Origin of the sequence: Streptomyces sp. NBC_00483 (genome assembly GCF_036013745.1) — a bacterium.
Lineage (GTDB): Bacteria > Actinomycetota > Actinomycetes > Streptomycetales > Streptomycetaceae > Streptomyces.
The window spans coordinates 4,190,692-4,207,511 of sequence record NZ_CP107880.1; the positions used below are offsets into that span (position 1 = coordinate 4,190,692).

A 16,820-nucleotide genomic window follows, 5' to 3' on the forward strand; every position below is an offset into this window, starting at 1 on the left:
CGAGCCGCTGTCACAGGGCGGGGAGGGCGGGGTAGGACATGGGGCGAGGCACTGTGCGTGGGGAGCGCACACGGCGGCCTGCCGGGCGGGGAGAACCACCGAAACAGGCGTCCGACCTGGGGTGGGACGACAGCCTGTACGAGGACGCACCGGGCGGTGACGACGCGGACAGCCGCGGTCGCACCACCCGCAGCAGGCAGCGCGCGGCCGTCAGGCCGCGCCGCCGCAGACGACGAATACTGCGCTGGACCGCGAGCATCCTCGCGGTCCTGATCATCGGCACGGCGGGCGCCGGATACCTCTACTACCGCCATCTGAACGGAAATCTCGAAACGGGCAAGCTCAATCTCGGCGAGCACAAGGTGCCCGAACCGACGCCGAACGCGGCGGGTCAACGGCCGCTGAACATCCTGCTGATCGGCTCCGACAGCCGGAACACCAAGGAGAACCTGAAGCTCGGCGGGCACAAGCAGAGCGTCGGCTCCGCCCCGCTGGCCGACGTACAGATGCTGCTGCACCTGTCGGCCGACCGCAGCAACATGTCCGTGGTGAGCATGCCCCGCGACACCCTGACCCGGCTGCCCAAGTGCACCGACCCGAAGTCCGGCAAGGTGTACGAGGCGACGTTCTCCCGGCAGATGGTGAACTCCTCGCTGGCCCGCGGCGGCGCCGGCTGCACGGTCGCCACCTGGGAGGAGATGACCGGCATCCACATCGACCACTACATGATGGTCGACTTCTCGGGTGTCGTGTCGATGGCGGACGCGATCGGCGGCGTACCGGTCTGCGTCAACGCCAATGTCTACTCCAGAAACAGTTCGGGCGAGGGCTCGGGCCTGAAGCTGCGAAAGGGCACGACGTCCGTCAAGGGCGAGCAGGCCCTGCAGTGGCTGCGGACCCGGCACGGCTTCGAGGACGGCAGCGACATCGCACGCGCCAAGGCGCAGCACATGTACATGAGCTCGATGGTGCGCGAGCTGCGCAAGAACGCGACGTTCAGCCACCCGGCCAAGCTGCGCACGCTCGCCGAGGAGGCGACGAACGCGCTCGGCGTCGACGACGGCCTCGACACGGTCAAGAAGCTGTACGACCTGAGCAACGAGCTGAAGCGGCCCGCGCCGAAGCGGATCACGATGACGACGATGCCGTTCGTGTACGAGGGTGCGCGCGTGGTGCCGAAGGCGAAGGACGCCGACGCGCTGTGGCGCCTGCTCCGTGACGACATCGCGCTCGACGGCAAGGACAAGGACGACAAGAAGAAGCCGAAGGACGAGACGTCCGACGATCCGGCCGCGGCCGACGGCAAGATCGCGGTGCAGGTGCGCAACGGCACGCGGACCGCGACGACGCCCGCGGCGCCCGGTCGGGCCGCGCAGGTGGCGCAGGCGCTCACCGCCGAGGGCTTCACGCAGGCGGTCCCGGACCAGGCGCAGTCCCTCGTCGAGGACAGAACAGTGATCCGCTATCCGTCGGACGACCTGGAGGGCGACGCCCAGGCGGTCGCCAAGTCCCTCGGGATTCCGCTGAGTTCGGTGCAGGAGTCGACGGAGGTGTCCGGGGTGACGCTGATCGTGGGCGCCGACTGGAAGACGGGCACCGCCTACCCGAAGTCGACGGACGACGAGGACGCGAGCAAGGCACTGGACAAGGAGCAGACGCAGAACGGCGCGGACGACTCGAAGTGCATGGAGGTGGAGCAGGGCTACACCTGGTAGCCCCTGCGGCTCTCACGCACATCAGGGCGCGGGAGGCGAACTCCCGCGCCCTGTAAGCGTATTGACGGTCAGTTGACCGCGGGCTCCTGCGGCACGGCCGGGCGGCGCGACGCGATGACCTTCTTCGCGAGCGACTTCGGGCTGGTCAGAAAGCCCCAGCCCCACGTCATGTGCATCGTGGCGAGCGCGACGGGGATCTGGGCGCGCGCCTTCAGCGGCAGCCCCTTGCCCGCCGGGACCGAGCCCGCGACGATCGCCGCGAGGTAGCCGCCGGGGATCACGAAGCCCCACGGCGTGAGGGCGACGCCGACCACGACGCCCGCCGCGATCGCGCACACGGCGGTCGGCGGGGCGAGGTAGCGCAGGTTGATCGAACCGGAGTGGAAGCGGGCGACGACGTGCCGCCAACGGCCGTAGTTCCGGTACTGCTTGGCGAGTTCCCTGACGCTCGGCCGGGGCCGGTAGGCGACCTTCAGGTCGGGCGAGAACCAGATGAGGCCGCCCGACTCACGGATCCGGAAGTTCAGCTCCCAGTCCTGGGCGCGGATGAACTCCTCGTTGTACCCGTCGAGCTTCTCGAGCACCTCGCGCCGGAAGACGCCCAGATAGACCGTCTCGGCCTGCTGCGCCTCGCCGCCCGTGTGGAACGCGGCGTTGCCGACGCCGATCTTCGACGTCATCGCGGCGGCGACGGCCTGCTCCCAGGCGTTGGTGCCCTGGGCGTGCATGATGCCGCCGACGTTCATCGCGCCGGTCTCATCCATGAGGCGGACGGCGGTGGCGATGTAGCCGGGCGAGAGCGCGGCATGACCGTCGACGCGGACGACGACCGGGTGGCGGGAGGCCTTGATCGCGGCGTTCAGGGCGGCGGGGGTGCGGCCCGTCGGGTTCGGCACCGTGGACACCTTGGGGTGCTCGGCGACGAGCCGCGCGGCGACCTCGTCCGTACGGTCGGTGGAGGGGCCGAGAGCGAGCACGACCTCCATCTCGCCGTCGTACTCCTGCGTCAGGATCGCCTCGACGGCCTCCTTCAGATGCCGCTCCTCGTTGAGGATGGGCATGATCACGGAGACGGCCGGGAGCTGCCGGTCGGGATTCGTGTTCTGGGTGTCCATTTCGTCTTTCACGGCCGGGGGTCCGGGGGTTGCCCCCGGAAAGTGCAGCATCGCGGGTCACGTTACCGCTAATGGGGGACACGGGCGCGCGCCGCCGAGTCGCTGCCGTGGGCAGCAGATCGTATGGGCCTACTGTGCTCGCGTCCCACGCCCACTGCCGCGGAGGTGTCCCCCGGTGCCCACGCCGCCCCGCTCCCCCGACCGTCCGCAGCGGCCCTCCCGTCCCCGGGGGCAGGCCCGCAGGACCGGTCGTCCGCCCCTCAGGAAGAAGTCCAGGTGGGCCATGCGGGTGGCGACGGCGCTCTCGGTGACGGTGCTCACCGCGGCCGGCGTCGGGCACGCGCTCGTCACCGGCATCGACGCCGGGATCCACCGGATCGACCCCTTCAAGGACATGAAGAACCGGCCCGCGGCGGGCGACGGCATGAACGTGCTGCTCGTCGGCACCGACGGCCGCGACAAGATCACCGAAGAGGAGCGTCAGAAGTACAAGCTCGGCGGCGCGCCCTGCCACTGCACGGACACCGTGATGATCGTGCACATCTCGGCGAACCACGAGCGCGCCTCCGTCGTCTCCCTCCCCCGCGACAGTTACGCGGAGATGCCGGCGCACACCGACATCAACAGCGGCGAGAAGCATCACCAGCACCCCGTGAAGCTGAACGCGGCGTACGCGGAGGGCGGGCCGCAGCTGACGCTGCGCACGGTCGAGCACATGACGAAGGTGAAGCTCGACCACTATCTGGAGGTCGACTTCACCAGCTTCATGAAGACGGTCGACGAGCTCGGCGGCGTCGACATCTGCACGGACTCCCCGCTCAAGGACTCCTACACCGGGCTCGATCTGGACACCGGTACGCACCGGTTGAACGGCGGGGAGGCCCTGCAGTACGTGCGGGCCCGGCACATGGACAGTGCGGGCGACCTCGGCCGGATGCAGCGCCAGCAGCGGTTCATGGCCGCGCTGATCTCGAAGGCGACGTCGTCGGGCGTGCTGCTCAATCCGGTCCGGTTCCGCGGTGTCGCCTCCACGCTGCTCCAGTCGGTCCGTGCCGACAAGGGATTCGGGTCGGACGAGATGGTGGACCTGGCGCGGGCGATGCGGAACTTCTCGCCGTCGTCCTCGGAGTTCACGACCGTGCCGATCGGGAACATGAGCTACCCCGTGCCGAACATCGGCTCCACCGTGAAGTGGGACGACAAGAAGTCCGCGGCGCTGTTCAAGGCGCTGCGCGAGGACAAGCCGCTCGCTCCGCACCTGCCGAAGGCGAAGAAGGCGGCCGTGGTCGACGTCTCGCCGAAGGAGATCAGCGTCCAGGTCGAGAACGGGACGATGTCCTCCGGGCTCGGCAAGAAGGTCGACGCCGCGTTGAAGGGGACCGGGTTCCGGACGACCGGGGCGCCGGTCAACGCGGACGACCGCACCGCGAAGCGGACGACCGTGTTGTACGACCCCGGGTGGGACCGGTCGGCCAAGTCGTTGGCGGCGTCCCTGCCGGGGGCGGAGATGACGCCGGTGGACGGTCTTGGGTCGACGTTGAAGGTGGTCGCCGGGGCGGATTACAAGGGGGTGCGGGCGGTGCGGGCTCAGGATGCGGATCCGGGGGCGTTCGGGGCGGTTACCGGGGACCAGGTCGTGTGTGGTTGACCTCTTGTTGCGGTCGGCCGGCGTTGCGGTCGCGGGGCTCTGCCCCGGACCCCGCGGGCTCTCGTACGAAGAGCGGGCTTGATTCGGCTCAATCGCCGGCGGGGCTTGAACTGCTCGCGCGCAGTTCCTTGATTGCGCGGCGCTTCGCCAAGCGGTGTTGGCGGCGGATCTGGGCCTCCTGGTAGCGGCGGCGGTCGCGGTCGGTCTCGGGTTCCACCGGGGGGACCGTGCGGGGCTTGCCGTCCGCGTCGACCGCCGCGAAGACCAGGTACGCCGAGCCGACCTGCTGCGCGGGCGTCGACTCGTTCCAGCGCTCGGCGAGCACCCGCACGCCCACCTCCATCGACGTGCGCCCCGTCCAGTTCACCTGCGCCTTCACGTGCACCAGGTCGCCCACGCGCACGGGCTCCAGGAACGCCATCTCGTCCATGGAGGCCGTCACCGCAGGTCCGCCCGAGTGCCGGCCGGCCACGGCACCCGCCGCGTCGTCCACCAGTTTCATGATCACGCCACCGTGCACCGTGCCGAGGAGGTTGGTGTCGTTGTGCGTCATGATGTGCGACAACGTCGTGCGGGAAGCGGAAGTCGCCTTGCCCGGAATATCCGATTCCGTGCCGTGGGCCAGGTCTGTCATGGCACCAACCTTATGCGCGTACCGAATGTGTTAGCTCTGCAACAGCACTGGTGCGATTTCTCTTCAGGGCTTGTGAGGCACACATTCGGGCACGGCACACTGAGCCCTATGAATGAGTGGCCCGACGGGCGGAGCGACAGGCAGGGCGGCGCCGGCAACGGCGGATACGGCCGTGGCAGCGGTAGCGCACGCCCGGAAGGCGCCCGTGTCATGGGGCACGTGCAGCGCCCCGTACCGCAGCAGCAGCAACCGCCCGCGTACGACGGCGGTGGCGGCGGGTACAACGCGTCGCACGACGACGGGTACAACACGGGCCAGGTCTACGGCCAGCCGAGCGGCCGGGGCCGGGGCCCCGGCTTCGACGACGGTGGCGACTACGGGCCGCCGAGCGGCCGACCGGTGCGCCCCCGCAACTGGGGCAAGCGCATCAAGTGGACCGTCCTGACCGTGCTCTTCGTGGTGGTCGTCGCGAGCATCGGCACGTACTTCTGGGCCGACTCCAAGCTGCACCGCGACGTCGACCTGTCGAAGGTCATCAACCGGCCCGAGGCGGGCGACGGCACGAACTACCTGATCGTCGGCACCGACAGCCGTGAGGGCATGACCGCCGAGGACAAGAAGAAGCTGCACACCGGCTCCGCCGAGGGCAAGCGCACGGACACGATGATGATCCTGCACGTCGGCTCCAACGGGGACACCCTCGTCTCGCTGCCGCGTGACTCGAACGTCGAGATCCCCTCGTACAAGGGCGCCGAGTCCGGCAAGACGTACCCCGCCACGGGCCGCCAGACGAAGCTGAACGCCACGTACGCGGAGGACGGCCCGACGCTGCTCGTGCGCACCGTCGAGTCCAACACCGGTCTGCACATCGACCACTACGCGGAGATCGGCTTCGGCGGCTTCGCGAGCATCGTGGACGCGGTCGGCGGCGTCGACATGAACCTGAAGGAGGGCTTCAAGGACAAGTGGTCCGGGGCCGACTTCCAGAAGGGCAAGCAGACCCTGGACGGCCAGCAGGCCCTCGCCTTCGTCCGTACGCGGCACGCCTTCGCCCAGTCCGACCTGCAGCGCACCAAGAACCAGCAGCAGTTCCTCGGGGCGCTCGCCCACAAGGTGTCCTCGCCCTCGACGGTCCTGAACCCGTTCACGCTGTACCCGACGATGGGCGCGGGTCTCGACTCGCTCACCGTCGACAAGGACATGAGCCTGTGGGACCTCGGCAAGATGTTCATGGCGATGAAGTCCACCAACAGCGGTGACGGCAAGTCCATGAACATGCCGACGAGCGGTTCGGTCGGCGGCAACCTGCTGTGGGACAAGGCCAAGGTCAAGCAGCTGGTCGACCAGTTCAACAACGACGAGAAGGTCACGGTCTCCAGCGACTGAGGCCAGGATGTCGTCATGATGCCGTCATGACGTCCGCTCTCGTTCTCGGTGCCGCCGGTGGGGTCGGCCGGGCGATCGTGGCCCGGCTCGCCGCCGGCGGTACGCATGTCGTCGCGGTCGACCAGGACCCGACGGTCCGTCAACTCTCGGGCGTGCACGCGGTGTTGGTGGGCGACGCCACCGAACCGGCCGTCACCGGACGGGCCTTCGACGCCGCTCCCGAGGCGCCCACCGTCCTCGTGCACGCACTGCTGCACGAACTGCGGGCGCCACTCGGTGAGTTGACCGCGCCGCAGTGGCACCGGGTCTTCGACGTCGGGCTCGTCTCCGCCTGGCAGGCCGCCGCAGAGCTGGTGCGGCGCAAGGGTGCGGGGCCCGCGTCCGTGGTCCTCGTCGGCTCTGTGCACGCGCACGGTGCGGCGCCCGGCTGCGCCCCGTACGCGGTCGCCAAGGCGGGGCTCGGAGCGCTCGCCCGCGCGGCGGCCACCGAGTGGGGGCCGCTGGGGGTGCGCACCAATGTCGTCGAGCCCGGCTTCGTGCCCGTCGAGCGCAATGCCCACCGCTGGCGCGACCCCGCCGCACGCGCCCGCGTCGAGGCCGACTACCCGCTCGGCCGCCTCTGCTCCCCCGAGGAGATCGCCGACGTCGTCGCCTTCCTGGCCGGGCCCTCCTCCTCGTACGTCAACGGGGTCTGCCTGCCCGTGGACGGCGGCTACCTCGCGGCGCTGCCGGAAGTCACAAAAGGTGGTGCGGCGGGCCCCCGCCCCTGACACGCTGCGCCGATGGATCGCGAAGAGATCTCCCGCATCGCCCACACCGACCACCCGATCAAGGCCCCGCTCGGCGACGACTCCGTACGCGAACTGCTGCGCCACGCCCTGCCCCGCGGCGACGAGCGTGTCCTCGACCTCGGCTGCGGCCCCGCCGAATGGCTGCTGCGCGCCCTCGCGACGCATCCGGGCGCCCGGGCCGACGGCGTCGACCTGGACGAGAGTTCCCTGACCGAGGCCCGCGAGCGGGCGGCCGCGGCGGGCGTGGGCGACCGGCTCGCACTGCACCACAAGGCGGCCGAGGACTTCGTGCCGGAGAAGCCGTTCGACGCCGTGCTCAGCGTCGGCGCCGCGCACGCCTTCGGCGGCCTGCTCCCCACGCTCGACGCGGCCCGCGCCCACCTGGCTCCGGGCGGCCGGGTTGTGATCGGCGACGGCTACTGGGAGGCCACGCCCTCCGCCGAGGCGGTCGAGATGCTCGGCGACTTCGCCGACCTGGCGACCACGATCGACCGGGTCGCCGAGGCCGGCTGGACCCCGGTCGCGGCGCACCTCAGCACCCGGCACGAGCTGGACGCGTACGAATGGTCCTGGCTCGGCTCCGTCGCGAACTGGTCCCTCGACCACCCGGACCACCCCGCCGGCGCCGACCTCCTGGAACTGGTCGGCGAGCGCCGCACGGAATGGCTCCGCGGCTACCGCCACTGCTTCGGCTTCGCGTGCCTGGTGCTGCGGCGGACGCACGAAGGCCCCTGATCCGTGCGGGTGATCAGGGGCCTCGGCGTGAGCGGTGTTACGGAAGGTTCCTCGCCATGACGACGCGCTGCACCTGGTTCGTACCCTCGTAGATCTGGGTGATCTTGGCGTCGCGCATCATGCGCTCGACCGGGTAGTCGCGGGTGTAGCCGTAGCCGCCGAGCAGCTGGACGGCGTCCGTGGTGACCTCCATGGCGACGTCCGAGGCGAAGCACTTGGCGGCGGCGCCCTGGAACGTCAGGTCCTTGTCGCCGCGCTCCGACTTGGCGGCGGCCGCGTAGGTCAGCTGGCGGGCGGCCTCGATCTTCATGGCCATGTCCGCGAGCATGAACTGGATGCCCTGGAAGTCGCCGATCGGCTTGCCGAACTGCTTGCGCTCCTGGACGTAGCCCTTGGCGTAGTCGAGGGCGCCCTGGGCCACGCCCAGCGCCTGGGCGGCGATCGTGATGCGGGTGTGGTCGAGGGTCTTCATCGCCGTGGCGAAGCCGGTGCCCTCGGCGCCGATCATGCGGTCGGCGGGGATCCGCACGTTGTCGAGGTAGACCTCGCGGGTCGGCGAGCCCTTGATGCCGAGCTTCTTCTCCGGGGCGCCGAAGGAGACGCCCTCGTCGCTCTTCTCCACGACGAAGGCGGAGATGCCCTTCGAGCGCTTCTCCGGGTCGGTGACGGCCATCACCGTGTAGTACTCGGACTCACCGGCGTTGGTGATCCAGCGCTTCACGCCGTTGAGGACCCAGGAGTCGCCGTCGCGCACGGCGCGGGTCTTCATGCCCGCCGCGTCCGAACCGGCGTCCGGCTCGCTCAGGCAGTACGAGAACATGCCGTCGCCCTTGGCCAGCGGGCCCAGGTACTTCTTCTTCAGCTCCTCGGAGCCGGAGAGGATCACGGGGAGGGAGCCGAGCTTGTTCACGGCGGGGATGAGGGAGGACGAGCAGCAGACGCGCGCCACCTCCTCGATCACGATGACCGTGGCGAGCGCGTCGGCGCCCGCGCCGCCGTACTCCTCGGGGACGTGCACCGCGTGCAGGTCCGATGCGGTCAGCGCGTCGAGCGCCTCGCGCGGGAAGCGCGCCTCCTCGTCCACCGCGGCGGCGAACGGGGCGATCTTCGCCTCGGCCAGCGCACGGATCGTGTCGCGGAGCATGTCGTGCTCCTCGGACGGGCGGTACAGGTCGAAGTCAGCCGATCCGGCCAAGGTCTCTCACGCTCCAAGCCACGCTTTTACTGGTGCAGATGTCGATGCTAATTACCGTTAAGTAACTCGAATTTTAGGTCTCGGCGCACACCACGGATACGTGAGCTACGCGACAAACGGAAAGTTGCCCGGTGAGGCGCCTCCACACGCCACGGCTATGCTCGGCAGCGCCCTGAAGCACCCACACCTCTGGAGCCCCCCGATATGGCCCTCAAGATCACCGTGATCGGCACCGGCTACCTCGGCGCGACACACGCCGCAGCCATGGCCGAACTCGGCTTCGAGGTGCTCGGCCTGGACGTCGTGCCCGAGAAGATCGACATGCTCACGCGGGGCGAGGTCCCGATGTACGAGCCCGGCCTGGAGGATCTCCTGCGCCGGCACGTCTCGGGGTTCGAGGGTTCGAGCGGGCGGCTGCGCTTCACGATGGACTTCGCCGAGGCAGGCGAGTTCGGCGATGTGCACTTCGTGTGCGTGAACACGCCGCAGAAGCACGGCGAGTACGCCTGCGACATGAGCTACGTCGACGCCGCCTTCTCCTCGCTCGCCCCGCATCTGAAGGAGGGCGCGCTCGTCGTCGGCAAGTCGACCGTGCCGGTCGGCTCGGCGGTCCGCCTCACCGAACTGCTGCCGCAGCACGCGGAGTTGGCGTGGAACCCGGAGTTCCTGCGCGAGGGCTTCGCCGTGAACGACACGCTGCACCCGGACCGGATCGTGGTCGGCGTGAACAGCGACAGGGCCGAGAACCTGCTGCGCGAGGTGTACGCGAAGCCGCTCGCCGAGGGCACCCCGTTCATCGTGACGGACTACCCGACCGCCGAGCTGGTGAAGACGTCGGCGAACTCCTTCCTCGCCACGAAGATCTCCTTCATCAACGCCATGGCCGAGGTCTGCGAGGCGGGCGGCGGCGATGTCGCGAAGCTCGCCGAGGCGATCGGCTACGACGAGCGGATCGGGCACAAGTTCCTGCGGGCCGGGATCGGCTTCGGCGGCGGCTGCCTGCCCAAGGACATCCGCGCGTTCATGGCGCGCGCCGGCGAACTGGGCGCCGACCAGGCCCTGACGTTCCTCCGCGAGATCGACTCCATCAACATGCGGCGGCGCGGCGCGATGGTCGAGATGGCGCGCGAGGCGCTCGGCGGCGGGGCGTTCCTGGGCAAGCGGGTCGCCGTCCTCGGCGCCACGTTCAAGCCGGACTCCGACGACGTACGCGACTCCCCCGCCCTCAACGTCGCCGGGCAGATCCACCTCCAGGGCGGCCAGGTCACGGTCTACGACCCCAAGGGCATGGACAACGCGCGCCGCGTCTTCCCGACGCTCGGCTACGCGGACTCGGCCCTCGATGCGGTGCGCGGGGCGGACATCGTGCTGCACCTCACCGAGTGGCGCGAGTTCCGCGAGCTCGACCCGGCGGATCTCGCCAAGGTCGCCACGAGCCCGGTGGTCCTGGACGGGCGCAACGCGCTGGACAGTGCGCTGTGGCGGGCGGCCGGGTGGACGTACCGGGCGATGGGACGTCCGTCCGCCTAGACCCCGTTCCGAGGCTCTACTTGGCGCGGTAGCGCCGCATCTTCGCCCGGGCCCCGCAGACCGCCATGTCGCACCAGCGACCGCGGCCCGCGGGGCTCCGGTCGTAATACGCCCAGTGGCAGTCGGCCGCCTCGCAGGCCTTGAGCCGCGCCCAGGTGCCGTCGCCGCGCGCCTCGGCGATGGCGGCCGCCACGCGTCCGGCCAGGGAGCCGCCGCGCACCGGGACCAGGCTCGCCGCGCCGTCCCGCTCGTCGACCGCCACCCGCAGCGGTGCCCGCGCGAGCAGCTCGCCCAGCGGGGTCACGGTGCGGTGCGGCGGATGGCCCGCGTGGGCCAGACAGGCCGCGCGCAGCGACTCGCGCAGTTCGCGCGCCTCGTCCAGCCCGTCCGCCGCGATGCCGAAGCGCTCGCGCACCTCGGCCCGGTCCAGCGCGTCCTCGCCCGTCGCGATGTCGAGCAGCGTGTTCACCAGGGCCTCGATCAGGGCAAGGCCGCCGGGTGCGGTCGGGCGGGCATTCATGGTTGCGACGTTACCCGCAATGCGGGATTATCCAGTAACGCCGAAGTTACCGGTTGACCCCATATAGGGGTAACACGAGGAGGCATCATGCCCATCGCACAACTCGGAGTCGTCGTCCTGGACTGTCCGCGGCCGCGTGAGCTGGCGGAGTTCTACGCCGCCGTGCTCGGCGGCAGCATCACCGGGGACGAAGAGGGCTGGGTCGACGTTGCGGCGCCGGGCGGCCACCGCCTCGCGTTCCAGCAGGCGCCCGGGTACGTGGCGCCCTCCTGGCCCGCGCCGGACGCGTCGCAGCAGTACCACCTCGACCTGACCGCGGAGGACCTGGACGCGGCCGAGAAGGAGATCCTCGCGCTGGGCGCCACGGTGCTCGACGCGGAGGACCGCGACCGCAGCTGGCGGGTTTACGCGGACCCCGCGGGGCACCCGTTCTGCCTCTGCGCCTGCTGAGCCTCGCGGGACGCGTCTGACGACGAGGGCGGCGCGCGTGACTTCCGGGTGTACGCGGATCCGGCGGGGCATCCGTTCTGCTTGATCCGGCCGGAGGCCGACTAGGGCGTCAGGGTTCGTGGGTGGCGGTCGACGGGCCGCGGCGGTGTTGCGCGGCGCGGGAGACGAACTCCGTGCTGCGCAGCACCCGTTGGGCGTTGCCCCAGGTGAGCAGGGCGAGGTCGGCGTCGGTCCAGCCGCGGTCCTGGAGTTCCGCGATCAGGGCCGGGTAGCCGGCGACGTCGGTGAGGTCCTCGGGGCGCGCCTCCCCGGTGTCGTACGTCCCCGACAGGCCGACCGCCTCGGGGCCCGCGAGGCGCCGCACATGGTCGACGTGGTCGGCCACGTCGCGCAGGGCGGGGCCCGTACGGTCCGCGGAGCACGGCACCAGGCACAGTCCCCCGCCCTCGCCGAGTGCGGCGAGGAGGTCGTCCGGGGCGTTGTCGGGGTGGTGGTTCAGGGCGTGGGCACCGGAGCGTGTCAGGGCGACCGGGGCCTTGGAGACGGCGAGGACGCGGGTGGCGGTCGCGGCGGAGGCGCCGGTGAGGTCGATGAGCATGCCGAGCCGGTTCATCTCCCGTACGACCTCTTCGCCGAACCGGGTCAGGCCGGCGTCCGACGCCCATGACGTGCCGCTCAGCGTGAGGGCGCGCAGGCCGAGGGCGTGCAGGGAGCGCAGCGTGCCGAGCGAGTCCGCCGCCGCCATGGCCGGGGCCGGGCCGATGAGGACGGCGATACGGCCGTGGGCGCGGGCGTCGGCGGTGTCCGAGGCGGAGCGGGAGAGGCGGAGGTCCTCCGGGTGGCGGGCGACGACGTTGGTGATCAGGTCGATCTGCTCCAGCGTCGTGGCGACCGGGGCGTCCGGGGCTACGTGGGGTGCCCACAGCTGCGCGCCGGTGCCGCCTGCGCGCAGCCTCGGCAGATCGGCCTCCACGGCACTCTCGCCCAGCTCCAGGTCGTACCAGGGCAGAGTCCGCAGGACCTGCGGGAGACCGCAGTATCCGTCGGCCACGGGGTGGCGGGTGAGGAGGTCGTGGGGTGGGGTGGGGTCCGCGGGGGTCGGGGCCGCCGGTGTGGGATCGGCGGGGGTTGGGGCGTTGCCCGTGTTGCCCGTGTTGCCCGCGTCGGCCGGGGCGTGGCCTGCGGGCGTGGGTCTTGCGAGGTCGGCGGTGGCGGGCCTCGCGGCTTCCAGGTCGCCTGCCTCGGCGGGGGCGGTGAGTTCGTCCTGTAGGTCTGCCATGGCAGGGCTCCGGACGTCGGTGGGACAGTCGTTCGGACCACCGTTGCACGGGGTGCGGGCGGGGTCTCGGTGAGCGGTGCCGTTCGGGTGGGCGGGGGTGTGGTTGGGCGGGGCCGGGGGTCTCTGGTCCGGGGAGCCGGGGTCCCGACCTGCGTACTCGTGCGCGGCACCGGGCCCCGACCTGCGTACTCGTGCGCGGCACCGGGGCCCCGAGCTTTGCCGGGGGCGGCACCCCACGCCATCCGCACGATCCGCTGCACCACCCCGCGGAGGGGGTGGGTGGGAGATAGGCGGGGCGGCGGCCCAACGGGCCCCGGCGCCGGACGCGTCGCGGCGCCCGCCGCAACAGCCGCGCGGCGGCGGGGTTCGAAGCGTTGCGGGACGGCGCCGGAGGCGATGGGCGCGGGGCGCCGGGGGCGGACGTGCCCACCCTGCCGTCCGATGGGGTCGCACCTGCCGGAGCCGGTCGGAAAGCTTGGGAAAGGCAGATTGCCCAAGGCGTGGCAGGCCCTGCCGTCTCGGGTGGGGAAGTCACGTCCGGCGGCGGACTACCCGATGCGGGGCGGCAGTCGACGCCATGGACTGGGGCTGAACCATGCCGGTGGCTGCTCGTCCGAGGCAGGGGCGGCGGGGCTGGGGCTGGGGGCGTAGCCCCAGGGCTCAACCCCGGCGCAGGCAGCGCGAATCAGCGCCGGGAAGCGCCCAACCGCAGCCCCCGGAGGGGGCGGGTGGTGGGAGGTGGGCGAGGCAAGCCGAGCGAGCCGGGGGCACCGCAACCACCCCACCCGGTCCGAGCCGCCCGCTACCCGTCCAGCTGCGACAGCGTCGCGTTCGACGGGCCCCTGCGGGACCGGAGGTCGGCCGCAACCGACTCCGCGTCACCCAGCACCCGCACCGCGTTGCGCCACGTCAGCTTGGAGAGGTCGTCGCGGGACCAGCCCCGGTCGACCAGCTCCGCGATGAGGTTCGGGTAGCCGGAGACGTCGTCGAGGCCGTCCGGTGTGAACGCCGTGCCGTCGTAGTCGCCGCCGATGCCGATGTGGTCGACGCCGGCCACTTCGCGCATGTGGTCGAGGTGGTCCGCCACCGTGGACACCGTGGCCACCGGCCGCGGGCGCGCCTCCTCGAAGGCGCGGTGCAGCTTCATCGCCTCCGGGGACGTGTCCAGGTGGTGGAAGCCGTGGGAGCGGAGGTTGTCGTCCGCGGCCGCGGTCCAGTCGACGGCCGCCTGCAGCACGAACTTGGGGACGAAGGTGGCCATGGCCACTCCCCCGTTCCCCGCCAACCGCTCCAGTACGTCGTCAGGGATGTTGCGGGGGTGGTCGCACACCGCCCGCGACGAGGAGTGGGAGAAGATCACGGGTGCCTCGGACACGTCCAGCGCCGCGCGCATCGTCGTCGCCGCGACGTGCGAGAGGTCGACCAGCATGCCCTCGCGGTTCATCTCGCGGACCACCTCGCGGCCGAAGGCCGAGAGGCCGCCGACGCCGGGCTCGTCCGTCGCCGAGTCCGCCCACGCGATGTTGTCGTTGTGCGTGAGTGTCATGTAGCGGACGCCCAGCGCGTACAACGCCCGTAGCGTGGCAAGGGAGTTGTTGATGGAGTGGCCGCCCTCGGCGCCCTTGAGCGAGGCGATGCGACCCTCGGTCCGCGCCGCTTCCATGTCGGCCGCGGTCCGCGCCTCGCGCAACTCACCCGCGTACCGGGCGATCAACTGGTCGACGCAGTCGATCTGTTCGAGCGTGGCGCTGACCGCCGCGTCGCCCGACAGGTCCGTACGGACGTACACGGACCAGAACTGCGCGCCGACGCCGCCGGCTTTCAACCGGCCCAGGTCCGTGTGGAGATGGGCGCTCTGGTCGGTGGCGATGTCGCGCGCGTCGATGTCGTACGTGACCTGCTCGCGCAGCGCCCACGGCAGGTCGTTGTGCCCGTCGACGACCGGGAACTCGGCGAGCAGCGAGCGGGCTTCCTCAAGAGGGGTACTCATGCGCGCGCTCACTTCCCGAAGCCGAAGCCCGTGCCCGAGCCCTCGACCTTGGCCCGCAGCCGCTTGCCCTTCTCGGTCGCCTGGTCGTTGAGCTCCTGCTGGAAGTCCCGCATGCGGCCGAGGAGTTCCTCGTCGTGGGCGGCTAGGATGCGGGCCGCGAGCAGGCCCGCGTTGCGCGCGCCGCCGACCGAGACCGTGGCGACGGGGACGCCCGCCGGCATCTGCACGATGGACAGCAGGGAGTCCATGCCGTCGAGGTACTTCAGCGGGACCGGCACGCCGATCACCGGCAGCGGCGTCACCGACGCCAGCATGCCGGGCAGGTGGGCCGCACCGCCCGCGCCCGCGATGATCGCCTTGAGGCCGCGCTCGGCGGCCTGCTCCCCGTACGAGATCATCTCGTGCGGCATCCGGTGCGCGGAGACGACGTCGACCTCGTAGGGGATCTCGAACTCGTCGAGGGCCTTCGCCGCGGCCTCCATGACGGGCCAGTCGGAGTCCGAGCCCATGACGATGCCGACGACGGGGGACGTGCGGGTCGTGCTGCTCATTCGGTGATCGTGCCCCTCAGGTAGCCGGCTGCGTGACGGGCGCGGTCCAACACGTCGTCCAGGTCGTCGCCGTAGGTGTTGACGTGACCGACCTTGCGGCCGGGCTTCACGTCCTTGCCGTACATGTGGATCTTGAGCTGCGGGTCGCGGGCCATGCAGTGCAGATACGCGCTGTACATGTCCGGGTAGTCGCCGCCCAGGACGTTGCACATGACCGTCCATGTCGCGCGCGGGCGCGGGTCGCCGAGCGGCAGATCGAGGACGGCGCGCACGTGGTTCGCGAACTGGGACGTCACCGCCCCGTCCATCGTCCAGTGGCCGGAATTGTGCGGGCGCATCGCGAGTTCGTTGACCAGGATGCGGCCGTCGCGGGTCTCGAAGAGCTCGACCGCGAGGTGGCCGACCACGCCGAGCTCCTGCGCGACGCGCAGCGCCAGCTCCTGCGCCTCGCCGGCGAGGGACTCGTCGAGCTCGGGGGCCGGCGCGATCACCGTGTCGCAGACGCCGTCGACCTGCTGGGACTCGACGACCGGGTACGCGACCGCCTGGCCGTGCGGGGAGCGGACGACGTTGGCCGCCAGCTCCCGTACGAAGTCGACCTTCTCCTCGGCGAGGACCGGCACGCCCGCCTTGAACGGGTCGGCGGCGTCGGCCTCGGAGCGTACGAACCACACGCCCTTGCCGTCGTAGCCGCCGCGCACCGTCTTGAGGATGACGGGGAAACCCTCGCCCTCCTCGGCGAACGCGACCGCATCGGCCGGGTCCCGCACGATGCGGTGGCGCGGGCACGGCACGTCGAGCGACGTGAGCTTCGCGCGCATCTCGCCCTTGTCCTGGGCGTACAGCAGCGCGTCGGGCCCCGGTCGGACGGGGATGCCGTCCGCCTCCAGGGCCCGTAGGTGCTCTGTCGGTACGTGCTCGTGATCGAAGGTGATCACGTCACAGCCCCGCGCGAACTCGCGCAGCGTGTCCAGGTCGCGGTAGTCGCCGACGACGACATCACCGACGACCTGCGCCGCGGAATCCTGCGGGGTGTCACTGAGGAGCTTGAACCTGATGCCGAGCGGGATGCCTGCCTCGTGTGTCATACGAGCGAGCTGTCCACCGCCGACCATGCCGACTACGGGGAACGTCACCGGTCCAGGGTATCGGCCATTTGACCGGATCTCGTACGCACCTCGTCCTGTAGGAAAGGACAAGGAAGGGGCGAGGTACGGCCATCGTCACCGTCCCCCGACGTCCGGGAGGGGCCCCGGTTAGCATGGCTGGGTCGGTCATGAC

The 16,820-nt window shown here is 70.9% G+C and carries 15 protein-coding genes; 7 read left to right on the plus strand and 8 right to left on the minus strand.

Going from position 1 to position 16,820, the window contains the following annotated elements:
- The first annotated feature begins 38 nt into the window (after positions 1 to 38).
- On the plus strand, positions 39 to 1,715 hold the full coding sequence (locus OHA73_RS18460) for an LCP family protein (RefSeq protein ID WP_327655572.1): 1,677 nt from the start codon (positions 39 to 41) through the stop codon (positions 1,713 to 1,715).
- A 68-nt stretch (positions 1,716 to 1,783) separates the two neighbouring features.
- Here the strand turns inward: OHA73_RS18460 and OHA73_RS18465 are convergent, their stop codons facing one another.
- Positions 1,784 to 2,830, minus strand: a complete 1,047-nt coding sequence (locus OHA73_RS18465; protein ID WP_266710952.1) for a glycosyltransferase family 2 protein — start codon at positions 2,828 to 2,830, stop codon at positions 1,784 to 1,786.
- Positions 2,831 to 3,005: 175 nt separating this feature from the next.
- Between OHA73_RS18465 and OHA73_RS18470 the strand changes: the two genes are divergently transcribed.
- Entirely contained in the window at positions 3,006 to 4,478 is a 1,473-nt protein-coding gene (locus tag OHA73_RS18470) for an LCP family protein (protein WP_443063092.1), read from the plus strand.
- Between the two features lie 88 nt (positions 4,479 to 4,566).
- Here the strand turns inward: OHA73_RS18470 and OHA73_RS18475 are convergent, their stop codons facing one another.
- Positions 4,567 to 5,112 (minus strand): acyl-CoA thioesterase, encoded by a 546-nt coding sequence (locus OHA73_RS18475; RefSeq protein ID WP_266710954.1) that lies wholly within the window; start codon positions 5,110 to 5,112, stop codon positions 4,567 to 4,569.
- A 108-nt stretch (positions 5,113 to 5,220) separates the two neighbouring features.
- On the opposite strand from OHA73_RS18475, the gene OHA73_RS18480 reads away from it, so the two are divergent.
- From OHA73_RS18480 to OHA73_RS18490, 3 genes are read left to right on the plus strand one after another with little or no spacing between them, the layout of a single operon-like run.
- Positions 5,221 to 6,498, plus strand: a complete 1,278-nt coding sequence (locus OHA73_RS18480; protein ID WP_266710955.1) for an LCP family protein — start codon at positions 5,221 to 5,223, stop codon at positions 6,496 to 6,498.
- A 26-nt stretch (positions 6,499 to 6,524) separates the two neighbouring features.
- Positions 6,525 to 7,268, plus strand: a complete 744-nt coding sequence (locus tag OHA73_RS18485; protein WP_327655573.1) for an SDR family NAD(P)-dependent oxidoreductase — start codon at positions 6,525 to 6,527, stop codon at positions 7,266 to 7,268.
- 12 nt (positions 7,269 to 7,280) lie between these two features.
- Entirely contained in the window at positions 7,281 to 8,024 is a 744-nt protein-coding gene (locus OHA73_RS18490; protein ID WP_327655574.1) for an SAM-dependent methyltransferase, read from the plus strand.
- A 37-nt stretch (positions 8,025 to 8,061) separates the two neighbouring features.
- On the opposite strand, the gene OHA73_RS18495 is transcribed toward OHA73_RS18490, so the two are convergent.
- Positions 8,062 to 9,219 (minus strand): acyl-CoA dehydrogenase, encoded by a 1,158-nt coding sequence (locus tag OHA73_RS18495; protein WP_327655575.1) that lies wholly within the window; start codon positions 9,217 to 9,219, stop codon positions 8,062 to 8,064.
- A 204-nt stretch (positions 9,220 to 9,423) separates the two neighbouring features.
- Here OHA73_RS18495 and OHA73_RS18500 point away from each other — a divergent pair, with 204 nt between their 5' ends.
- Positions 9,424 to 10,749, plus strand: a complete 1,326-nt coding sequence (locus tag OHA73_RS18500) for a UDP-glucose dehydrogenase family protein (protein ID WP_266710959.1) — start codon at positions 9,424 to 9,426, stop codon at positions 10,747 to 10,749.
- Positions 10,750 to 10,765: 16 nt separating this feature from the next.
- Here the strand turns inward: OHA73_RS18500 and OHA73_RS18505 are convergent, their stop codons facing one another.
- Positions 10,766 to 11,269, minus strand: a complete 504-nt coding sequence (locus OHA73_RS18505) for a CGNR zinc finger domain-containing protein (protein ID WP_327655576.1) — start codon at positions 11,267 to 11,269, stop codon at positions 10,766 to 10,768.
- Between the two features lie 87 nt (positions 11,270 to 11,356).
- Here OHA73_RS18505 and OHA73_RS18510 point away from each other — a divergent pair, with 87 nt between their 5' ends.
- Positions 11,357 to 11,719 (plus strand): VOC family protein, encoded by a 363-nt coding sequence (locus tag OHA73_RS18510; RefSeq protein WP_266710961.1) that lies wholly within the window; start codon positions 11,357 to 11,359, stop codon positions 11,717 to 11,719.
- A gap of 109 nt (positions 11,720 to 11,828) precedes the next feature.
- Here the strand turns inward: OHA73_RS18510 and OHA73_RS18515 are convergent, their stop codons facing one another.
- From OHA73_RS18515 to OHA73_RS18530, 4 genes are all read right to left on the minus strand, one after another.
- Positions 11,829 to 12,998 carry a dipeptidase gene (locus tag OHA73_RS18515; RefSeq protein WP_327655577.1) on the minus strand — a complete coding sequence of 390 codons (1,170 nt, stop codon included), beginning with the start codon at positions 12,996 to 12,998 and terminating at the stop codon, positions 11,829 to 11,831.
- 802 nt (positions 12,999 to 13,800) lie between these two features.
- Positions 13,801 to 14,988, minus strand: a complete 1,188-nt coding sequence (locus OHA73_RS18520; RefSeq protein WP_327655578.1) for a dipeptidase — start codon at positions 14,986 to 14,988, stop codon at positions 13,801 to 13,803.
- 8 nt (positions 14,989 to 14,996) lie between these two features.
- Positions 14,997 to 15,539, minus strand: coding sequence for a 5-(carboxyamino)imidazole ribonucleotide mutase (gene purE / locus OHA73_RS18525; protein ID WP_267070209.1), 543 nt, complete (start codon positions 15,537 to 15,539; stop codon positions 14,997 to 14,999).
- Entirely contained in the window at positions 15,536 to 16,738 is a 1,203-nt protein-coding gene (locus OHA73_RS18530; RefSeq protein ID WP_443063093.1) for a 5-(carboxyamino)imidazole ribonucleotide synthase, read from the minus strand. The genes purE and OHA73_RS18530 overlap by 4 nt, the downstream gene beginning before the upstream one ends.
- Between the last annotated feature and the right edge of the window lie 82 nt (positions 16,739 to 16,820).

Excerpts from the sequence above, each read along its gene's own strand:
- OHA73_RS18510 (WP_266710961.1), top strand. The coding sequence starts at position 11,357 with ATGCCCATCGCACAACTCGGAGTCGTCGTCCTGGACTGTCCGCGGCCG.
- OHA73_RS18505 (WP_327655576.1), bottom strand. The coding sequence starts at position 11,269 with ATGAATGCCCGCCCGACCGCACCCGGCGGCCTTGCCCTGATCGAGGCC.
- OHA73_RS18465 (WP_266710952.1), bottom strand. The coding sequence starts at position 2,830 with ATGGACACCCAGAACACGAATCCCGACCGGCAGCTCCCGGCCGTCTCC.
- OHA73_RS18475 (WP_266710954.1), bottom strand. The coding sequence starts at position 5,112 with ATGACAGACCTGGCCCACGGCACGGAATCGGATATTCCGGGCAAGGCG.
- OHA73_RS18490 (WP_327655574.1), top strand. The coding sequence starts at position 7,281 with ATGGATCGCGAAGAGATCTCCCGCATCGCCCACACCGACCACCCGATC.
- OHA73_RS18485 (WP_327655573.1), top strand. The coding sequence starts at position 6,525 with ATGACGTCCGCTCTCGTTCTCGGTGCCGCCGGTGGGGTCGGCCGGGCG.
- OHA73_RS18515 (WP_327655577.1), bottom strand. The coding sequence starts at position 12,998 with ATGGCAGACCTACAGGACGAACTCACCGCCCCCGCCGAGGCAGGCGAC.
- OHA73_RS18480 (WP_266710955.1), top strand. The coding sequence starts at position 5,221 with ATGAATGAGTGGCCCGACGGGCGGAGCGACAGGCAGGGCGGCGCCGGC.
- OHA73_RS18460 (WP_327655572.1), top strand. The coding sequence starts at position 39 with ATGGGGCGAGGCACTGTGCGTGGGGAGCGCACACGGCGGCCTGCCGGG.
- OHA73_RS18500 (WP_266710959.1), top strand. The coding sequence starts at position 9,424 with ATGGCCCTCAAGATCACCGTGATCGGCACCGGCTACCTCGGCGCGACA.
- purE (WP_267070209.1), bottom strand. The coding sequence starts at position 15,539 with ATGAGCAGCACGACCCGCACGTCCCCCGTCGTCGGCATCGTCATGGGC.
- OHA73_RS18520 (WP_327655578.1), bottom strand. The coding sequence starts at position 14,988 with ATGAGTACCCCTCTTGAGGAAGCCCGCTCGCTGCTCGCCGAGTTCCCG.